11 protein-coding genes are annotated in these 16,589 nt (G+C 40.1%); 6 read left to right on the top strand and 5 right to left on the bottom strand.

Features of this window, described 5'->3' with window-relative positions:
- Positions 1–103: 103 nt before the first annotated feature.
- A complete protein-coding gene (locus tag OM33_RS20260; RefSeq protein WP_040136304.1) occupies positions 104–3,400 on the bottom strand; it encodes a PAS domain-containing hybrid sensor histidine kinase/response regulator in 3,297 nt (1,098 codons plus the stop codon).
- A gap of 9 nt (positions 3,401–3,409) precedes the next feature.
- A complete protein-coding gene (locus tag OM33_RS20265) occupies positions 3,410–4,621 on the bottom strand; it encodes an ABC transporter substrate-binding protein (protein ID WP_040136306.1) in 1,212 nt (403 codons plus the stop codon).
- A gap of 237 nt (positions 4,622–4,858) precedes the next feature.
- On the opposite strand from OM33_RS20265, the gene OM33_RS20270 reads away from it, so the two are divergent.
- Positions 4,859–6,256, top strand: coding sequence for a DEAD/DEAH box helicase (locus OM33_RS20270; protein ID WP_040136308.1), 1,398 nt, complete (start codon positions 4,859–4,861; stop codon positions 6,254–6,256).
- 25 nt (positions 6,257–6,281) lie between these two features.
- Here the strand turns inward: OM33_RS20270 and OM33_RS20275 are convergent, their stop codons facing one another.
- On the bottom strand, positions 6,282–8,399 hold the full coding sequence (locus tag OM33_RS20275; protein WP_040136309.1) for a winged helix-turn-helix domain-containing protein: 2,118 nt from the start codon (positions 8,397–8,399) through the stop codon (positions 6,282–6,284).
- Positions 8,400–8,554: 155 nt separating this feature from the next.
- Here OM33_RS20275 and OM33_RS20280 point away from each other — a divergent pair, with 155 nt between their 5' ends.
- The 5 genes from OM33_RS20280 to OM33_RS20300 all read left to right on the top strand — a co-directional run bounded on the left by OM33_RS20280 (position 8,555) and on the right by OM33_RS20300 (position 15,310).
- Positions 8,555–10,384, top strand: a complete 1,830-nt coding sequence (locus OM33_RS20280) for a serine hydrolase domain-containing protein (RefSeq protein ID WP_040136311.1) — start codon at positions 8,555–8,557, stop codon at positions 10,382–10,384.
- A gap of 556 nt (positions 10,385–10,940) precedes the next feature.
- A complete protein-coding gene (locus tag OM33_RS20285) occupies positions 10,941–13,076 on the top strand; it encodes a TonB-dependent siderophore receptor (protein ID WP_040136313.1) in 2,136 nt (711 codons plus the stop codon).
- A gap of 68 nt (positions 13,077–13,144) precedes the next feature.
- Positions 13,145–14,248 (top strand): PepSY-associated TM helix domain-containing protein, encoded by a 1,104-nt coding sequence (locus tag OM33_RS20290; RefSeq protein ID WP_040136315.1) that lies wholly within the window; start codon positions 13,145–13,147, stop codon positions 14,246–14,248.
- Between the two features lie 145 nt (positions 14,249–14,393).
- On the top strand, positions 14,394–14,669 hold the full coding sequence (locus OM33_RS20295; protein WP_199922569.1) for a hypothetical protein: 276 nt from the start codon (positions 14,394–14,396) through the stop codon (positions 14,667–14,669).
- Between the two features lie 50 nt (positions 14,670–14,719).
- Positions 14,720–15,310, top strand: a complete 591-nt coding sequence (locus OM33_RS20300) for a CBS domain-containing protein (protein WP_040136319.1) — start codon at positions 14,720–14,722, stop codon at positions 15,308–15,310.
- 59 nt (positions 15,311–15,369) lie between these two features.
- Here the strand turns inward: OM33_RS20300 and OM33_RS23085 are convergent, their stop codons facing one another.
- Together OM33_RS23085 and OM33_RS20310 are read right to left on the bottom strand one after the other, a co-directional pair.
- Positions 15,370–15,597 carry a DUF3955 domain-containing protein gene (locus tag OM33_RS23085; protein WP_040136321.1) on the bottom strand — a complete coding sequence of 76 codons (228 nt, stop codon included), beginning with the start codon at positions 15,595–15,597 and terminating at the stop codon, positions 15,370–15,372.
- 83 nt (positions 15,598–15,680) lie between these two features.
- Positions 15,681–16,589, bottom strand: a complete 909-nt coding sequence (locus tag OM33_RS20310) for an SMP-30/gluconolactonase/LRE family protein (protein WP_040136322.1) — start codon at positions 16,587–16,589, stop codon at positions 15,681–15,683.

Below are 16,589 nucleotides of genomic sequence, written 5' to 3' on the forward strand. Positions count from 1 at the left end.
GCTATCAATAGGTTACATTTTTTGTGGGGGATATTTGGGCTAAAATCATCATTTTATTACTTCACAACACAATAGGTTTACGTTAAGACTTGATAACACCAATTTAACTCGTTTTATGCGGTAGCCAATTAAGCAGTTTGGTTTTAAGGTTCGATTCAACGATGGGTTTAGATACATAATCATCCATGCCCGCGGCCAAACACTTTTCTTTATCCCCCACCATCGCATTTGCAGTCATGGCAACAATGGGAATACTTGTAAAGCGTTCACCAGCTTCACCTTGTCGAATGGCTTTTGTCGCATCATAACCATCCATTTCAGGCATTTGGCAATCCATTAATATAATGGAAAAAGGTGAATCAGCTTCACATTGCTTTAGGTGGCGAATCACTTCTTCACCATTGGCAGCGACGGTAATATCCATTAAACCTAATTTGTTAAGCGTACTTTGTGCAACAATCTGATTAACCTGATTATCTTCCGCTAACAAAATCCGGATTCGACTATCCCATGCAATCTCATCTGGTATTTTTTGCGTTTGCAATGTTTGAATATAGTGACGGGTGACAAGCGGATCAGCCTGTTTATAAGCATCGCCACCGTCAACTACAATTGCTAGCGCATCGAGCAAGTCCGAGGTAGTAGCTGGTTTTGGGAAATAGCCTGAAAAGCCCAGTTTTGCAAAAAACGCAGCATCGCCTTGATGGTTCATCGAAGTCATCATCACCAGTTTAGTGTCTTTCAACTGCGCATGATGTTTTATTTGACGCCCTAACTCGGCGCCATCCACTTCAGGCATTTGCATATCTAACAGAGCAATATCAAAGCATTTATGATGTTTATCAAAAAATGCTTCGCACACTTCAATTGCTTGTTTTGCTGATAGCGCTTCGGTAACTGTTGCCCCCCAAAATTCTAATTGACCGCGTAAAACATCTAAATTGGTTTTGTTATCATCAACAATTAACACATTAAGTTTTTTAATATCGATAATAGGAATATCAGCTTGTACTGAATTACTTTTGCCTAATGATAGTGTGAACTTAAAGGTACAGCCTTTACCTATTTCACTGTGAACGCTGATATCGCCGCCCATCAGTGAGCAAAGATTTTTCACAATAGCTAAGCCTAATCCTGTGCCACCATATTTTCGAGTAGTCGATGCATCAACTTGTGAAAACGATTTAAATAGCTTTTCTTGTTGCTCTTTTGATATGCCTATCCCAGTATCACTGATTTCACATTCAAATTGCCAATTTTCGTCATTGTGTTCTTCCAGGGTGGCCTTTATCACCACTTCGCCACGTGCTGTAAATTTTATCGCATTACCGACAAGGTTATGTAAAATCTGACGCAAACGGGTTGGATCACCCGTAACTGTTTTTTTATTAATACCTGTTATATCTAGCACTAGTTCCAAGTTTTTCTGATGGGCTTGTATAGCAGAAGCCTCTGCAAATTCCCCCATCATTGCGCGCAAGTCAAACTCTATGTTTTCAAGCTCAAGTTTGCCGGCATCAATTTTTGAAAAATCTAAAATATCGTTCAATAAGTTTAACAAGGTATTCGCACTGCTAATCGCCACATTGGTACGATGTTGCTGTTCTTTATTAAGATCAGTATTGAGCAATAAATTAAGCATGCCCAGGACACCATTCATTGGCGTGCGGATCTCATGACTCATCGAAGCTAAAAATTCGCTCTTCGCATTATTAGCATGCTCAGCTTGATGCTTTGCTTGTTCGAGCGCTTTACTTGTTTCAATTCGCTCAGTGATATCTTGTTGAATACCAACAAAGGCTACGAGTTGCTGTTCCTCGTCAAACACAGGCGATATCAGTAAATTATTCCAAAATGCTGTACCATCTTTGCGGTAATTCAATAATTCAATTCGGATCTTAGTTTTGTCTACTAGGGCTTGTTTTATTTGTTTGATTGCCTCTTGAGAGGTTTCTTGTCCTTGAAGGAATCGACAGTTACTGCCTAATACCTCAGATCCATAACCTGTCATTTTTTCAAAACCACTGTTAATAAATATCAATGGGTTGTCAGGCTTTGTCGCATCGGAGATTGAAATACCTAAATTACATGCTTCTATCGCTTGTGCTAACAAATCATTGCGCTCTTTTGCAGCTTGTAAGGCTTTTTGCGCCAATTTTTGCTCGGTAATATCCGTAATCGAGCCTGCCATTCGCGTGGCTTTCCCCGCTTCATTCCACAATGCCGTTCCCTTGGCTCTAAAGAATAAGTAATCGCCATTTTTACTACGTAAACGATACTCAACATCAAATGGTTCTTTATCTTTAAGATGAGCAACGACCCTTTCTTTGACATACTCTTTTTCATCTGGATGAAGTACTTTTTCGAAACTTATAAAAGTATTGGGATAAGCCTCTAAATCATCCCCCTGATAACCTAACAGCTCTCGAAAGCGCGGCGAGTAAAACACCGTGTTGTGCTCAATATTCCAATCCCAAATCCCATCACTGCTACCGGCAACTGCGACTTTAAATCGCTCTTCACTTTGTTTTATGGCGCTTTCTGATTCTGCCAGGCGACGATAAGGGTCTAACAATAGCTTGTGACCAACTAAATACAACACTACCCAGGCCACGACTAAGCTCACCATTATTGCAGAAGCGACCTTGCTGATAATGCTCATCACGCGCTGTTCAACCAACTGCTGATTAAATTGGCTATCGAGAGTGAGCCCTGTATCGCCTAAAGATAAAGAAGACACCGACTGGTATTCAAGCAGCGGATTAATCGTTGAGAAAGAGAGCCAATTGCCAGTCAAGGTCACAGCATAGGTATCACTGTTTATGACATCTTCCAGCAACATGGTTAAACCACGTTCAAATTTTACAATCAATGCACCTTCACTAAGGCCATTATATTTCACAGGTACTGCAAGTAAAAAGTAGGCACTATCACCTTCTTCAATGAGAGTGATGACATGCGCTGTCTCTTCCATCAATAACTTTTCCAGCCATGGTGCTTGCAATTCGAATAAAGTATTTGGCTGGTTACTATATACAAGTTCGTTGGCGATATTCACAAGCCAAATCGGTTCTTTATTACCTACTATCTGGTAACTGTCTAGATAGTCTGCTAGCGATGCCGTTGAGACATCTGACCCCATTACACCATTTATCAATATTGGCTGGCTTGCTAGGTCATGTAACAGCTGAAGACGTGTTTCTAAAAACTGTTGAACGTAACGGGCACTTAACTGGGCTTCAGTTTGTGCGTAGTTGCTGTGATACTCACGCATACTTTTATCGGTAGTGAAACCAACAAGTAAAGAGCTCACCAGAACTGACAGCAGCAAACTCAATAATACAAACAATAAAAATGCATGGTTTACTGATAGTTGAAACTTATTGACCTGTTTTTCCATTACAAGCACTTAATTCTCAAATACATTAATTCCACCATCAGGCATATACTTTGCCATGCATAAATCCGAAAGCCCGAGAGCTTCATGCGCATCAGGTGTGTTTTCCGACCATGGAGTAAAAGGTTGCTGATAGGTTTTAATCAGCCCAGTCACTGGCTGTTGCAAGTTTTCCAATTCAACACGCAGTGACTCGCGCATAAGTTTAACATCTTGATTAACCTGTGTATTTGACAATGCTGTTAAAAATACATTCGCTAAATCATATGCGTGAATAAAGCCAGCAGGTGCAGGCAGTGTGGCTTCGTCAGTAAACGTTTCTGGAAATAATATTTTGGCATCCACAATCGCTTGTTTGGCAAGTTCAGATTGGGTATTACGAAGGGAGAAACAGGTTTGAATAAAACTTAAATCAACATCATTTGCTAAAAATGGCTTCACGTTATTAAAAAAGTCACCGCCTGTTATTCCCCAATGACTTACAATGGGTAATCGCTGTGATTTCGGTAAACTTGCCATTGCCTCTACAAACTGTCGACCTTCAAGGGCGTTACCAACAAACAAGATGCAATCTGCGTTGCGCCCTGCGATGTCCCTTAAAATTATTTTTGCCGTGTTTAGTTTGGTATTCCAGCTAAACCAAGTGACGTTAGCGTCATTTTTTGAGGCCAGTGCTTTACTCATGGTTGCGAAGTTAGATTTGCCCCACGGTGTTTGTTCAAGCAGCATGTGTGGTCGCTGGCAACTTAGCTGCTCTTTTGCATAACTTACAATGCGATAACCAGCTTTCGTGTCATCAACCGAGAGACGAAAAACCCAATTTTTCGGTGACGCAAAGCGCGTAATCGGGCCGCCCGCAGCCCAGGGCACAAGCAGTAATATATTATTTTCACTGATGAATTTTTTATGCTTAATGTAGGGTGGCGAATGGAGACCGCCCAGCATCATTAATGCATTAGGATCCGCTAAAAACTGCTTCATATGCCGTAAGCTACGATTACTGTTTCCACGGTGATCTTTTTCAATGAAATTAAATTCAATATTAGGAAAGCTTGCTTGACGCTGTTTGAGTGCAGTCTCAAACCCCATTTTTATCGCGTTGGCTGACTGACTATGATTAGAGTAATCTGAATCATGATAAATATTAAATACCTGCTTATTTGCCAACGCATTTACTGAAAAAAATATAAGCAAAATTAAAATAACGTTTGAAATGCGATCCATTTGCCAACCCTGTTAACCCTAATATCTAAACAATAGACAAGTTTTCGCGATTATAAAAGGATATAAATACATCATTTTATTACTATTTATTGATATAACTAAACGCTTGAATTTTTATTCTTTTTAAAATTAGCCAAGCGAAATCAATTTTCTAGAAATAATCTCGCTTTCACAGTAATTGCGTTCATACATGAGATGCTGTAACCTGCTCGGCCGCCGTCACAAGAGTTACTAAAAATGCATTTCTCAGACTTAAATCTTTGCCCTGAAATCAATCAAGCAATTAAAGAGCAAGGTTATGAAAGCCCTACGCCAATTCAAGAAAAATCAATCCCTGCAATTTTAGCAGGTCGCGATGTAATGGCTGCGGCACAAACAGGCACAGGTAAAACTGCTGGATTTACGCTGCCAATGCTAGAAATGCTGAGTAAAGGGCCAAAAGTACGTAGCAACCAAGTGCGAGCACTGGTTCTTACGCCAACACGAGAACTTGCAGCACAAGTTTGGCAAAGTGTTGCAACCTACTCAAAACATTTATCGCTTTCATGTCAGGTGGTATACGGCGGGGTTAAAATTAATCCACAAATGCTTAAACTGCGTAAAGGCTGCGACATTTTAGTTGCCACCCCTGGCCGCCTACTTGATCTTTACCAACAAAATGCAGTTAAGTTTGATCAGCTTGAACTCTTTGTACTCGACGAAGCTGACCGCATGCTCGATATGGGCTTTATCCACGACATTAAACGTGTGATTAAAGCACTGCCTGAAAAGCGTCAAAATTTACTGTTTTCAGCAACCTTTTCTGATGATATCCGTGCGCTTGCTAAAGGCCTAATTAACGACCCAATCGAAATCTCAGTTGCTCCTGCCAATACAACAGCTAAAACAGTAACCCAATGGGCGTACCCGGTTGATAAAAGTAAACGCACTAGCTTGCTTAAACACCTAATTAAAACCAATAACTGGCAACAAGTACTGGTATTTACGCGTACTAAGCATGGTGCAAACCGTTTAGTTCGTGACCTTGAAAAAGCCAAAATCAATGCCGCTGCAATTCACGGTAATAAAAGCCAAAGCGCACGTATGAATGCACTTAATGGCTTTAAATTAGGTGATGTAAATGTACTGGTTGCAACAGACATTGTAGCGCGTGGCCTCGATATTCAAGAACTGCCTTATGTGGTTAACTTTGACCTGCCAAATGTGTATGAAGACTATGTTCACCGTATTGGCCGTACTGGCCGTGCAGGTGCATCAGGAGAAGCAATTTCATTTGTAACAGCAGACGTCGCTGCCGATTTATTTGGTATTGAACGACTTATACAAGAAGTTATTCCGCGTAAAATTGAAGCTGGTTTTGAACCACAAAACCCTGTACCTGAATCAAAATTAGATACGCGTCCAATTAAGCCTAAAAAGCCGAAGAAACCGAAAAAGCCAAAAGCAAACGCGAGTACCAATGATAAGGTAAAAGCCGAGGCTAAAGCTGCAAGCAAACCAAAGAAAAAACAACCGTCAGCGCAGTCAAAACCTCAAGGTAATTCAACTACCAACAAAGGTCGCAGTGATAAAAAAGGTCAAACGAAACGGCCTAAGCGTAAACCAAATAATGTGAAATTTAACGCCAACAAATAAACTGCAAAGTTAAGTGTAATTACGCTTACCAAGTTAAACGAATAATATCACTTTGTGCACTTAACGATTCCACCATAACTAGGGTGGAGTCGTTTGGTTGAATATCAAAATTTAAGCGAAACATGTTTTTACCTATCGCGGTACATTGCTCTGCATCTACGCTTGTTTGGGCTTTTAGTGTTCGCTGACAAAGCAAGCCAACCCGCTGTTCCAATTTTGTGTAATAAAATACATCGTCAAAATAATCCCAACGATGCACATTTGCTGAGTGCACCTTGCCGAGCGCATTCACTTTTTGCCATTGCCCATCTTGTTTTGTTAAATGCCACGCCATTAAGCTTGGGTCGATTGCAACTGCACTTTTATTATCAGAATGCTTTTTAAAACTCACAAACCCATCAATAACTCGACTTCGTTCATTCGTTTGCGTATTCAATTTAATAATGGCAGGTGAATTACCAACATAATGAGCAAGGTATAAGTGAGTATTATCTTCATGCCATACTGGATTTTCTAAACGCTCAAGCGCTTTACTTACAAACTTCGGCGGGTGTGCTGTTTTAATCGAGTGAATATCATTAACAATAAATAAGCGCCCATCAACAACTCCCGCAATCCGATTCCCATCAAAAGAAGCAGCTATCGCACTAAGTCCTTCTGGCGTATCAAACGCAACAATATCCTGCTCTTGGTTGTTGTTATTTAGTAACGTCAAGGCAAACTGATTAGCCTCTAATGAAGCATAAACGAGCGCTTTTCGCTCACCCACATACAGCGGTAAGTCCTGCGCGCCTGTTTTTTTCAATATCCGAGTATTAAAAAGGTGCGGTGTTTCGCTCTCATTCACTTGGTTTAATTTAGGCTGTGGTACTTCTTTTAAATCCAAGTAGTCACCATTGTGCTCTCTTAAGATCAAACAGCGTTCGCCACAACTTGCATAAATATCAATTGCATTAGGGGGAAGTTCGATATCAAAAGCAAAGCCGTTATTTGCCATCTTGAACGTTGCAGCTTGGCCAAAAAAGTTACTAATAATCACACCACTGTCGTCAAACAACCATACCATGCGGTTTGCCGTAAAAGGCAGCAAGTGATTTGCAATCACATCATTGCTTATTAAATCCACAATAATTAAAGATGACTGATTGTTTTCGACTTCTCTCAAAATAGCTATTCGCTCACCATTTTTTGACTGCGCAGCATAGTAATCACCACGACCAGAAACATTGGGTAAGGACACAGGCTCTATATTTTGCGTGTTAAAATCAAAACGATAAATGCTGTGAGGGGTTGGATTCGTTACTTCATCTGCAAGCCATAGCCCTGACTGATCAATTTGCCAGCCTAGAATGTATTTTGGCGTATTTGCGGTTATTGCAAACGGTGTTACGTTAGTAACATTACGGTTTTCATCGAAGCTTGCAATAAAGTGTTTTACCTTCAGACCAAAGCCAGATGTAAAGACTAACTGTTTACCATCTGGCGACCAAAAACTATCGGTATAGTGTTTATCATCCCAGCTTAAACGTTGAATTTCATTCGTAATGAGATCTTTTATGTAAAGTTGCTGCGCACTGATATTTGACTCGCGATGAAGAAACACCAATTGTTGTGATACTTTATTGTAATCAGCAAATATTTCAGAACCAGATAACGTGGTTAATCGCTCAATTGTGCTTTGTGGCGCAGCTTCGGGGATGTGTTTTGGGCTAAAAATCCAGAGTAAAAGTCCCAATACCGCCATCATCAAAACGATTAATACTGGCTTGAAACCTTTGCGCTGTTGTTTTTGCTCTAACGATGGGGCTGTGATTTTCTCAACTGACGCCAGCCATTTATACCCTTGTTTGGGTATTGTTTTAATAAAAAGGGGTGCACGCGCATTGTCACCTAATAAATCACGTAGCTTTTTAATCGCAGCCCTAATCGATTCATCCGTTGCAGGACGCCCTGCCCAAACTACACTTTCTATTTGCTCTCGCGAAACAATATTTGCGCGGTTTGCAACCAACAAATGCAACAAGCTAAATAACTGGGGTTCAATCGCAATGCGATTTCCTTGTTTAAAAAACTGCTCAGAGGTAGTGCACAACTCAAACTCACCAATGCGATATCCTGCGCGTATTTCATAATTTTCTTCCATTTAAAACAATACCTTATTGAGTTGTGACTTTTTGTGAACACGCTATTTTTGCATACTATCACAAGACATAACAAAACTTTCTTTGAATTTAGAAAAGCATTAAGCAAATCATGTTGCCATCACTTCGTCGTAATTAATAATCAAAAGGTGAATACGTGAAATCTTTGTATTTTTTGATAAGTTTGTTACTTACAAGCTTAATTTTTAGCTATACCAACCTAGCCCATGCAAACAACAAACATGCGCTTGATAAACAAATAAATGAAATAGTAATAAAACATAAAATACCCTCGATTGCTTACGCAATCATAGAGCCTGGCAAGCCGCAATATATCAAGGTAATCGGTAACGCCAATCAAAAACAGGCTCTACAAGCTACAACGTCAACTCAATACCGAATAGGTTCCGTGAGTAAACTGTTCGTTGGAATTGCTGCATTGCAATTAATTGAACAAAATAAACTGTCTTTTGACGATACACTCAAAACCTTATTACCTGACTTGGAATATCATAACCCATGGGCCGATAGCCACCCCATTAAACTGATCCATTTATTGGAAAACACAGCAGGTTGGCGAGAAATCTCGTTAAGCGAATTTGCTTATTCCAACAATCCTCCTATGTCATTAGAGCAAGTTCTGGCGGTTAATCCCGATAGCCGCACCTCTCGTTGGCCTGCCGGCACACGTCATGCTTACACCAACACAGCATCAACTGTTGTCGCACTGATTATCGAAAAAGTGACCGGGGTTGCTTTTGAAAGTTACGTTGAAGAACACATTCTCAAGCCGCTTGCGATGGAAAATACGACCTATGAAGGTTTTGAATCAGAAGCGTTAGCAACAGGGTATCGTAAACATAAACCTGTCGATTATAAACACATTCTGATGAAACCAGCGGGTGCGATATCTTCAACAATCACCGACATGGCAAAGCTGTTAACGCTATTCATTAAAAAAGACTCGACAATATTAAGTAATGATATGCTGAGCAGAATGGGATTCTCACATTCTACCAACGTAGGTAAATTTGATGCTGGTTACGGTATTACAAATTCAGCACGTTTTTATAAAGGTGTAAAATATCGTGGTCACGATGGGTCATTGCCCGGCTGGATGACTGAATTCGTTTACTCGCCAAAATTCAATGCTGGGTTTGTGTTATTACAAAACAGTGATAATGCTCGAGCAATCCGAGAAATTGGTTTTGCTATCAGTAAATCGTTAGAGAAATATACCGACACAAACGCGCATAAGCCTTCCCCTATTCCAGCGGCTTTAATGGAACAATCTGGCTATTATCAATATATCAATCCGCGCTTCCAAAACCGCTACTTTCTTGAGCGCCTTAGTGCATTTAACAAATTACACATAACACCTGATGGCGCCTCTTTTAAGCAAGTTTTCCCGCCTGGCTGGCAGCGTTCTCTTACATTGAATGGTGAAAGTGATTGGCAAAACAGCCATGGGAATGTAGTAATGAAGCAAGGTGTTGATCCCATCGAAGGACTGGTTTTTCACTATGGCGATCGTGTATTTAAACCAGTTTCAGCGCTCAATGCATGTGCAGATAAACTCATTTTATTTATTTGGCTAATACTATTACTGGGTATGTGCTTTTACAGCATTATTTGGCCCATTCAAGTTAAGCGTAAAAAGCTTACAAACCAATTTGCTATATCACTTCGCAAAAACGTGTCATCTGCCGCGCTATCAAGCTTGCTGTTTTTAGTATTACTTGGGTTAGGCTTAGCCGAACCAATTGCACGCTTAGGTACACTGAGTATTTTCTCAATCGGCATCTTGTTTAGCAGTTTAATGATGTTGGTAACGAGTGCTTTAACGCTGCGCTGTTTATATTTGGTTAAATCGAAGCTAACGCATAAAACGTTTTTTATTTTCTCTATGATTTTTATCTCTTTACAAAGCATCATTGTTATTTATTTAGCATGGCATGGTGCCATTGGACTGCGCACTTGGGCATAAGCCTAATTTAACCTGAACCCGGAGTAAGAAGTTAACTAGTAACATGTAATATATGTATTTTATTGTTTTAAACTTTTTAGCTTGATAGTTTTTCTTAGTACAAGGCAAATTTGAGCGCCAATAGCTCGTCTATTGCAAACTAATTTAACGCAATAATAAGTTAAAGTTGCAGCTAGAAAGTAATTTATTATTCCGAGTTCAGGTTATATACATACCCATGTTTAATTTCACTTCTAAACGTGGGTAAAAATTGTTATTCGCAATCTAACGATTGTTCAAAAAGTGCTGGCAACAAGCAAAGGTTGCCAGCACTTTTCTAAACGACCTTACACCCCTATTTTAATGGCTCCTATGGGTATAAAGATCCGCTTCTTACATCGCTTTCAGTTTTCTAACATGTGTTGGTGTCTTTCCTAATGAGATAAAACTCATAAAAATCAATGTGACAGAATAAAGGTACAAATGAAAATAACGCAATAACGATATTGAGATCGATTATCATTTAGATTACTATGTTCGCAAATTTTTTAGTTACTCTCAATATTAGGTCTTTGTTATGAAATCTCGCGCATTTAAATTAAGTGCCCTATACCTTGCAACAACCTCTCTGCTAGCAACACCTGTTTTGGCAAATGATGAAACAGATGACAACATCGAAAAAATCGAGGTGCTAGGGAAAAACCACGCAAACTATTTGGCTGTTGAATCAGAAACGGCCTCTAAACTAGGTATTTCGATCAAAGAAACACCGCAATCGGTGCGCGTCATTACCCGCGCATTAATGAACGACTTTTCACTGGATGATGTCAACCAAGTACTTGAAACAACCCCTGGCGTTTCTGTTGAAAAAATTGAAACCGATCGTACTTATTACAAAGCACGTGGTTTTGATATCACCAACTTCCAAGTAGACGGCCTTGGTTTACCACAAGAGCGCGGGTCACTACAGGGCACGCTCGACACTGCAATTTACCAACGAGTTGAAGTGGTTATGGGTGCTAATGGCATGATGACAGGCGCCGGTAACCCTTCAGCCACAGTAAACTTTATTCGCAAACGTCCAACGGATGATTTACGTGCAAATGTGTCATTCACTGCAGGCTCTTGGTCAAATAAGCGTTTAGATGCAGATTTGTCAGGCCGTTTTAATGACTATGCTGCAGGTCGTGCTGTAGTCGTAAAACAAAAGCGTGATTCGTATCTTGACCGTTACAGTGTAGAACGTGATGTATTCTATGGTATTGCAGAGTTAAACCTTACTGATACAACAACGCTAACAACCAGCCTTACTTACCAACAAAATGATGCTGATAGCCCTCTTTGGGGTGCACTTGCATTGTATGATTCACAAGGTAACCCAACAAATTACGATACCTCGACTTCAACAGCAGCTGATTGGGCTTACTGGGATAACACGTCAGAGCAGGCGTTTGTAGAGTTAGAACAACTTGTTGGTGATAACTGGAGTGTGATTGCACGTTACGCACATACACAAACAGAGCAAGACTCTAATCTCTTTTACGTTTATGGTACACCAGATGCAGAAACAGGTTTAGGCTTAACCGGCTACGCAAGTGACTATCAGTTGAAAGACCGCCTCAACTTATTTGATGTGTACACCAAAGGTAGCTTTGAACTTTTTGGTCAGGAACATTTAATTGCCGCTGGTGCAAGTATTGCTGATATGGCGTATGAAGATAGATCGCTTTATGACTACACCACTGGCAATGGTTTCCCACCTATGCCAGATCTGAATGAGTGGGATGGTGTTGCACCTGTTCCAGTATTAAAAGACGGTCTCAATGGCTCTCGTGTTGATAGTGAACAAGTATCCGAATACGTTTCTGCACGATTCTCAATTTCTGATGACTTAAAACTACTAGCAGGTATTCGTCACACAGCTTGGGAAACCAGCGGTCTTTCTTACGGTAACGATAAGTCACGTGATGTGAGCGATACCACGTCACACTTAGGTACAGTTTATCAAATTAACGATGACATTAATGTTTATGCATCGTACAGCGAAACATTTGCCCCGCAAGCAGAGCAAGATATTAACGGTCAAACGCTTGATCCAATTAGCGGCGATACTAAAGAAATTGGTATTAAAACCGAATTATTTAATGACCTAATGATGGTGAATGTGGCGCTTTTTGATACCGAGCAGAAAAACATTGCTGTTGCCGATACTGAAAACTCAACACCGGACAACACAGTTCACATTGCTGCACCAGGTATTCAATCACAAGGTTTTGAATTGGAACTCAGTGGTGAAATTGGCTATGGCGTAAGTGCAAACTTAGGTTATACCTACACCGATATCGACGTTTCCGATACTTTCAATGCAGGAAATACCGAAGCGCAATTAGTCAAAGACTACACACCTAAACAAGTATTCAAGCTTGCAGCTAAATATGATGCGGCATTTCTTGAAGGCTTAACCTTTGGTATGAATATGCGTTGGCAAGACGATATTAGCCGCGTGCAAAAGCAAACGCCTTATGTGGTGACCGAGCAAAGCGCTTATGCATTAGTTAACTTTATGGCGAGTTATGAGATCAACTCTCAACTTAGTCTAACTGCCAATGTAAACAATGTATTTGATAAAAAATACCTTAACTCATTGTACTGGGCTCAAGGTTACTACGGCGCACCTCGTAATTATGCGTTATCGCTTAATTGGTCGCTTTAATAGAGCTTAAAACGTAAAGGTCGCTTAATGCGGCCTTTTGTTGTTTTACAAACTAACGTCACTGAATTATGAAAAAGAAACTCCACCTTTGGCATCGCTATTTAGGCTTAGTAATAGCATTACCACTGATAATAATTTCGCTCACAGGCAGTATTTTAGTCTTCAAGGAAGAGATAGATCACCTTATTATGCCGGAGCTTGCCACTGTAAACGCATCACCTGGCAGCCGCCTAAGTTATGATAGCCTTCACAATACCATTAAACAAAATCTACCAAATTATGAAGTGGGTAGCTGGGAAGTCTTCGATGATGGCAAAACCGCTGATCGGGTATATGTACTAGAACACGGTACAGACACATGGTCAAAAGTATATTTAGATCAATATCAGGGTATTGTCCGTGCCGCACCACAGCCGGTCGACTATTACCTAACCGATTGGCTATTAGACTTACACTATAAGTTTTTAATTGGCGATACTGGCCTTTGGTTTACAGGTATCATATCGCTTATTTTGATGTTTATGGGCATCTCTGGCTTAGTAATTTATCGCCAATTTTGGAAAAAATTTTTCACCTTACGTGTAAAAGTTAAACGCATGGCCTTTTTTAGCGATTTACATAAATTAGTGGGCATTTGGTCAGCCCCTATTTTACTGATATTAGGTTTTACTGGTGTCTATTGGAATATTTCAGAAATTATTCACCACGAATTTGAGCACGCGGATGAGCCACCGCATTTAGTTCAAGGCGCTTTATATAACCCGCAATTATCTATCGACAGCTTAATGGCAACCGCTAAAACCCAAATGGGCGGATTCAGAGCCACCTATTTAATGTTCCCTTATGAGCCCGACTTACCCATCACCTTTTTTGGCGAAGTGGCTAATACCAGCTTTGTCACCAGTGAATATGCATCTGTCGTGAGCTTTGATAAGGAGACAGGTAAACAACTGCCTAATTATGATATTCGCGAAGCACCGTTTTTTTTAGTTGTGGTGGATAGCTTTAGAAAGCTGCATTTTGGCTATTTTGCAGGCTTAACAAGCCGTATTATTTGGTGCTTAATCGGTTTAACACCGCTTATTTTTGCAATTACAGGCTGTTATTTATGGCTAAAACGCAGAAAGCCAACTCGTCGCAGACAAGACTCTAGCGCATATAGTGCCGCTTAATTAAATACTTTGCCGAACATGCTTCAATAAGGGCAATGTGTAGCCTATCAAAATCAACACCTAAACATTTACATATTTAGGTGTTGAAAAATCACCCGTGCAGACCCACTATTAGATATGTATTAACTTTGTAGTTGTCTCCGTTATGCTTCGCTGGTTGTTTGTCGTTACAGTCGTATTTATGGCGCTTAATGTAAGCTCTGCGACTGCTTGTGCCTCCGATACTCAAGCCAGTGTGACAACGCATGATACTGCCGAGTTTACCTATCACGATCAAAATGATTTTGATGATTTCCCTCCCCAGGCTTCACCCAATAGTCAGGCTAACAACCGTTATAAGCATTACCAGAAAGTTGCTTATTTACTTAATCTAACGCCTGTTTCAATTCAACCAATTAGAGCACCACCTAGCGTTCGTTAGTTTTTAATTCGTCTTAAATCTAACAATTAACATTATTAAAGGTGGTCGTTATGAACCAATTTACAGCATTTTCAACTAAGCCATTACTTGAAGGCGCACACTTATTCGCTCAAACACATTTAGATACTGGTATTTCACTGTCTAGCCCTGCCTCATTTGCGATGCATGGCTTTCACCTTGAACCATTGCAATACATTGATATTGAAACTAGTTTAGATGACGCAACCCGTATTTTAGAAAAAACACATATGCGCACCAGTTTCGTTGTCGATAGCCAAAATCAGTTAAAAGGGGTTATTTCTAAGGCCCGTTTAGCTAGTAGTTATGTGCTTAAAACGGCTGCTAAAAAAGGCTTAACACGCGCGCAATTAACGATTGGCGATATCATGGTAAAACTTGCTGAAATAGACACAGTATCCGAGCTAATGCTTGCTAATGCAAAAGTGGGAGATGTGTTAAAAACCATGGAAAAAGCCAGCTATGAATACTTGCTGGTAACTGGAGCAAATCAAAGTGAGTTACGTGGTTATTTTGATTTAATTGATATTGCAAAAATGACAGGCTATTCACTCAATCAGGCAAAAAGTGCGAAAACGTTTAGCCAATTGGTTGACTCATTGGTTAATCATAACGAAATTTAAGATAAAATCGCCCAGTGTTACTGGGCGAGAAGCTCTTTGCGGGCACAATACAAGCATTACTAGCGGCTAAATCGAAATTTCTCACCCGCTTTTAGCTTCAAAATAAAAAATACAACCAGCAACACGCTGCCGAGCATTATAAAGCTAAGAGAAAGCGGTAAAAGAAAAAAAGCTTCCTTTAAAAACCCATTTTCATCAACTTTTATACCAATAAAAAGATACGTCAAATAAGCGATAAGCGCTGAGCTAAAACATGCAATTGACGGCCAAATACTTCTAAACAACATAATTTTCTCTGACGAGTTTAACCCTTATCAGTAGAACATACTTGTATTAAAAAGTTGCACGATTAAAGTATTAATTTACTTTATTATTGTTTAAATGCGTTACCTGGTACATCCACATTAAACATTTCAATGGCACCACGCTTCTGCATAGTCACAAACACGGTTTTACCGTCTTTGCCACCAAACGCGACATTTGTTGGAAACTGCCCTTTTAGCTTAATTTCTCTTATTAATTCACCCTTGGCAGACACCACCGCAATAACACCCGCACCATAACGCGCTATGTATAGATTGCCTTGTTTATCGGTACGCATGCCATCTAGGCCATGCTCGTTAAATTCAATCAGTAATGCTTTGTTCGAAACATTGCCTTTGCTGTCAAGATCATAACGCCATACTTTACGCTGCAGACTTTCATTAACATACAAGGTGTTATTGTCTGGGCTCACTTCAACACCATTTGTTGTGCCCATCTTGGCTTCTAGTAGTGGGGTTTCACCTTGTTGACTAATGCGCCATAAATTACCCGTGCTATGTTGCCAGTTTGGATCGCTGGCAAATAAAATGCCGTTATCCATAATAGCGAGATCGTTGGGCTGGTTCATTTTTGCATTATGGGCAAATACTTTTACTTTAGTGCTCAAATCGCCGCCTTTGGCTAAGTCCACTGCACTGATAGTTAACACATTGTGGTTAACGTAATCAGCAATATACATATTGCCCTCGCTATCAAAGCGAATGCCATTACCGATAGATCCGTTTTTCAAGCTAACTAACTTAGTAACCTCATCCTTACCAGTCACTTTGCCGATGGTGCCTTGTTGCATAAAATTTACTGCATAAAGATCCCCGTGTTTATCCACTGCTGGGCCTTCAACCCCTGTGGTAAAGGTGTTATCTGTTACCCAATCCGTCGCTTCAAATAACGTTTTACTGTGTACTTGGTTTGTTGCTAAGACCAGCACAAATGTGCAAATAAACTTTGTCTTCAT

Source organism: Pseudoalteromonas piratica (genome assembly GCF_000788395.1).
GTDB lineage: Bacteria > Pseudomonadota > Gammaproteobacteria > Enterobacterales > Alteromonadaceae > Pseudoalteromonas > Pseudoalteromonas piratica.

Excerpts from the sequence above, each read along its gene's own strand:
- OM33_RS20260 (WP_040136304.1), bottom strand. The coding sequence starts at position 3,400 with ATGGAAAAACAGGTCAATAAGTTTCAACTATCAGTAAACCATGCATTT.
- OM33_RS20265 (WP_040136306.1), bottom strand. The coding sequence starts at position 4,621 with ATGGATCGCATTTCAAACGTTATTTTAATTTTGCTTATATTTTTTTCA.
- OM33_RS20270 (WP_040136308.1), top strand. The coding sequence starts at position 4,859 with ATGCATTTCTCAGACTTAAATCTTTGCCCTGAAATCAATCAAGCAATT.
- OM33_RS20275 (WP_040136309.1), bottom strand. The coding sequence starts at position 8,399 with ATGGAAGAAAATTATGAAATACGCGCAGGATATCGCATTGGTGAGTTT.
- OM33_RS20285 (WP_040136313.1), top strand. The coding sequence starts at position 10,941 with ATGAAATCTCGCGCATTTAAATTAAGTGCCCTATACCTTGCAACAACC.
- OM33_RS20290 (WP_040136315.1), top strand. The coding sequence starts at position 13,145 with ATGAAAAAGAAACTCCACCTTTGGCATCGCTATTTAGGCTTAGTAATA.
- OM33_RS20295 (WP_199922569.1), top strand. The coding sequence starts at position 14,394 with ATGCTTCGCTGGTTGTTTGTCGTTACAGTCGTATTTATGGCGCTTAAT.
- OM33_RS20300 (WP_040136319.1), top strand. The coding sequence starts at position 14,720 with ATGAACCAATTTACAGCATTTTCAACTAAGCCATTACTTGAAGGCGCA.
- OM33_RS23085 (WP_040136321.1), bottom strand. The coding sequence starts at position 15,597 with ATGTTGTTTAGAAGTATTTGGCCGTCAATTGCATGTTTTAGCTCAGCG.
- OM33_RS20310 (WP_040136322.1), bottom strand. The coding sequence starts at position 16,589 with ATGAAGACAAAGTTTATTTGCACATTTGTGCTGGTCTTAGCAACAAAC.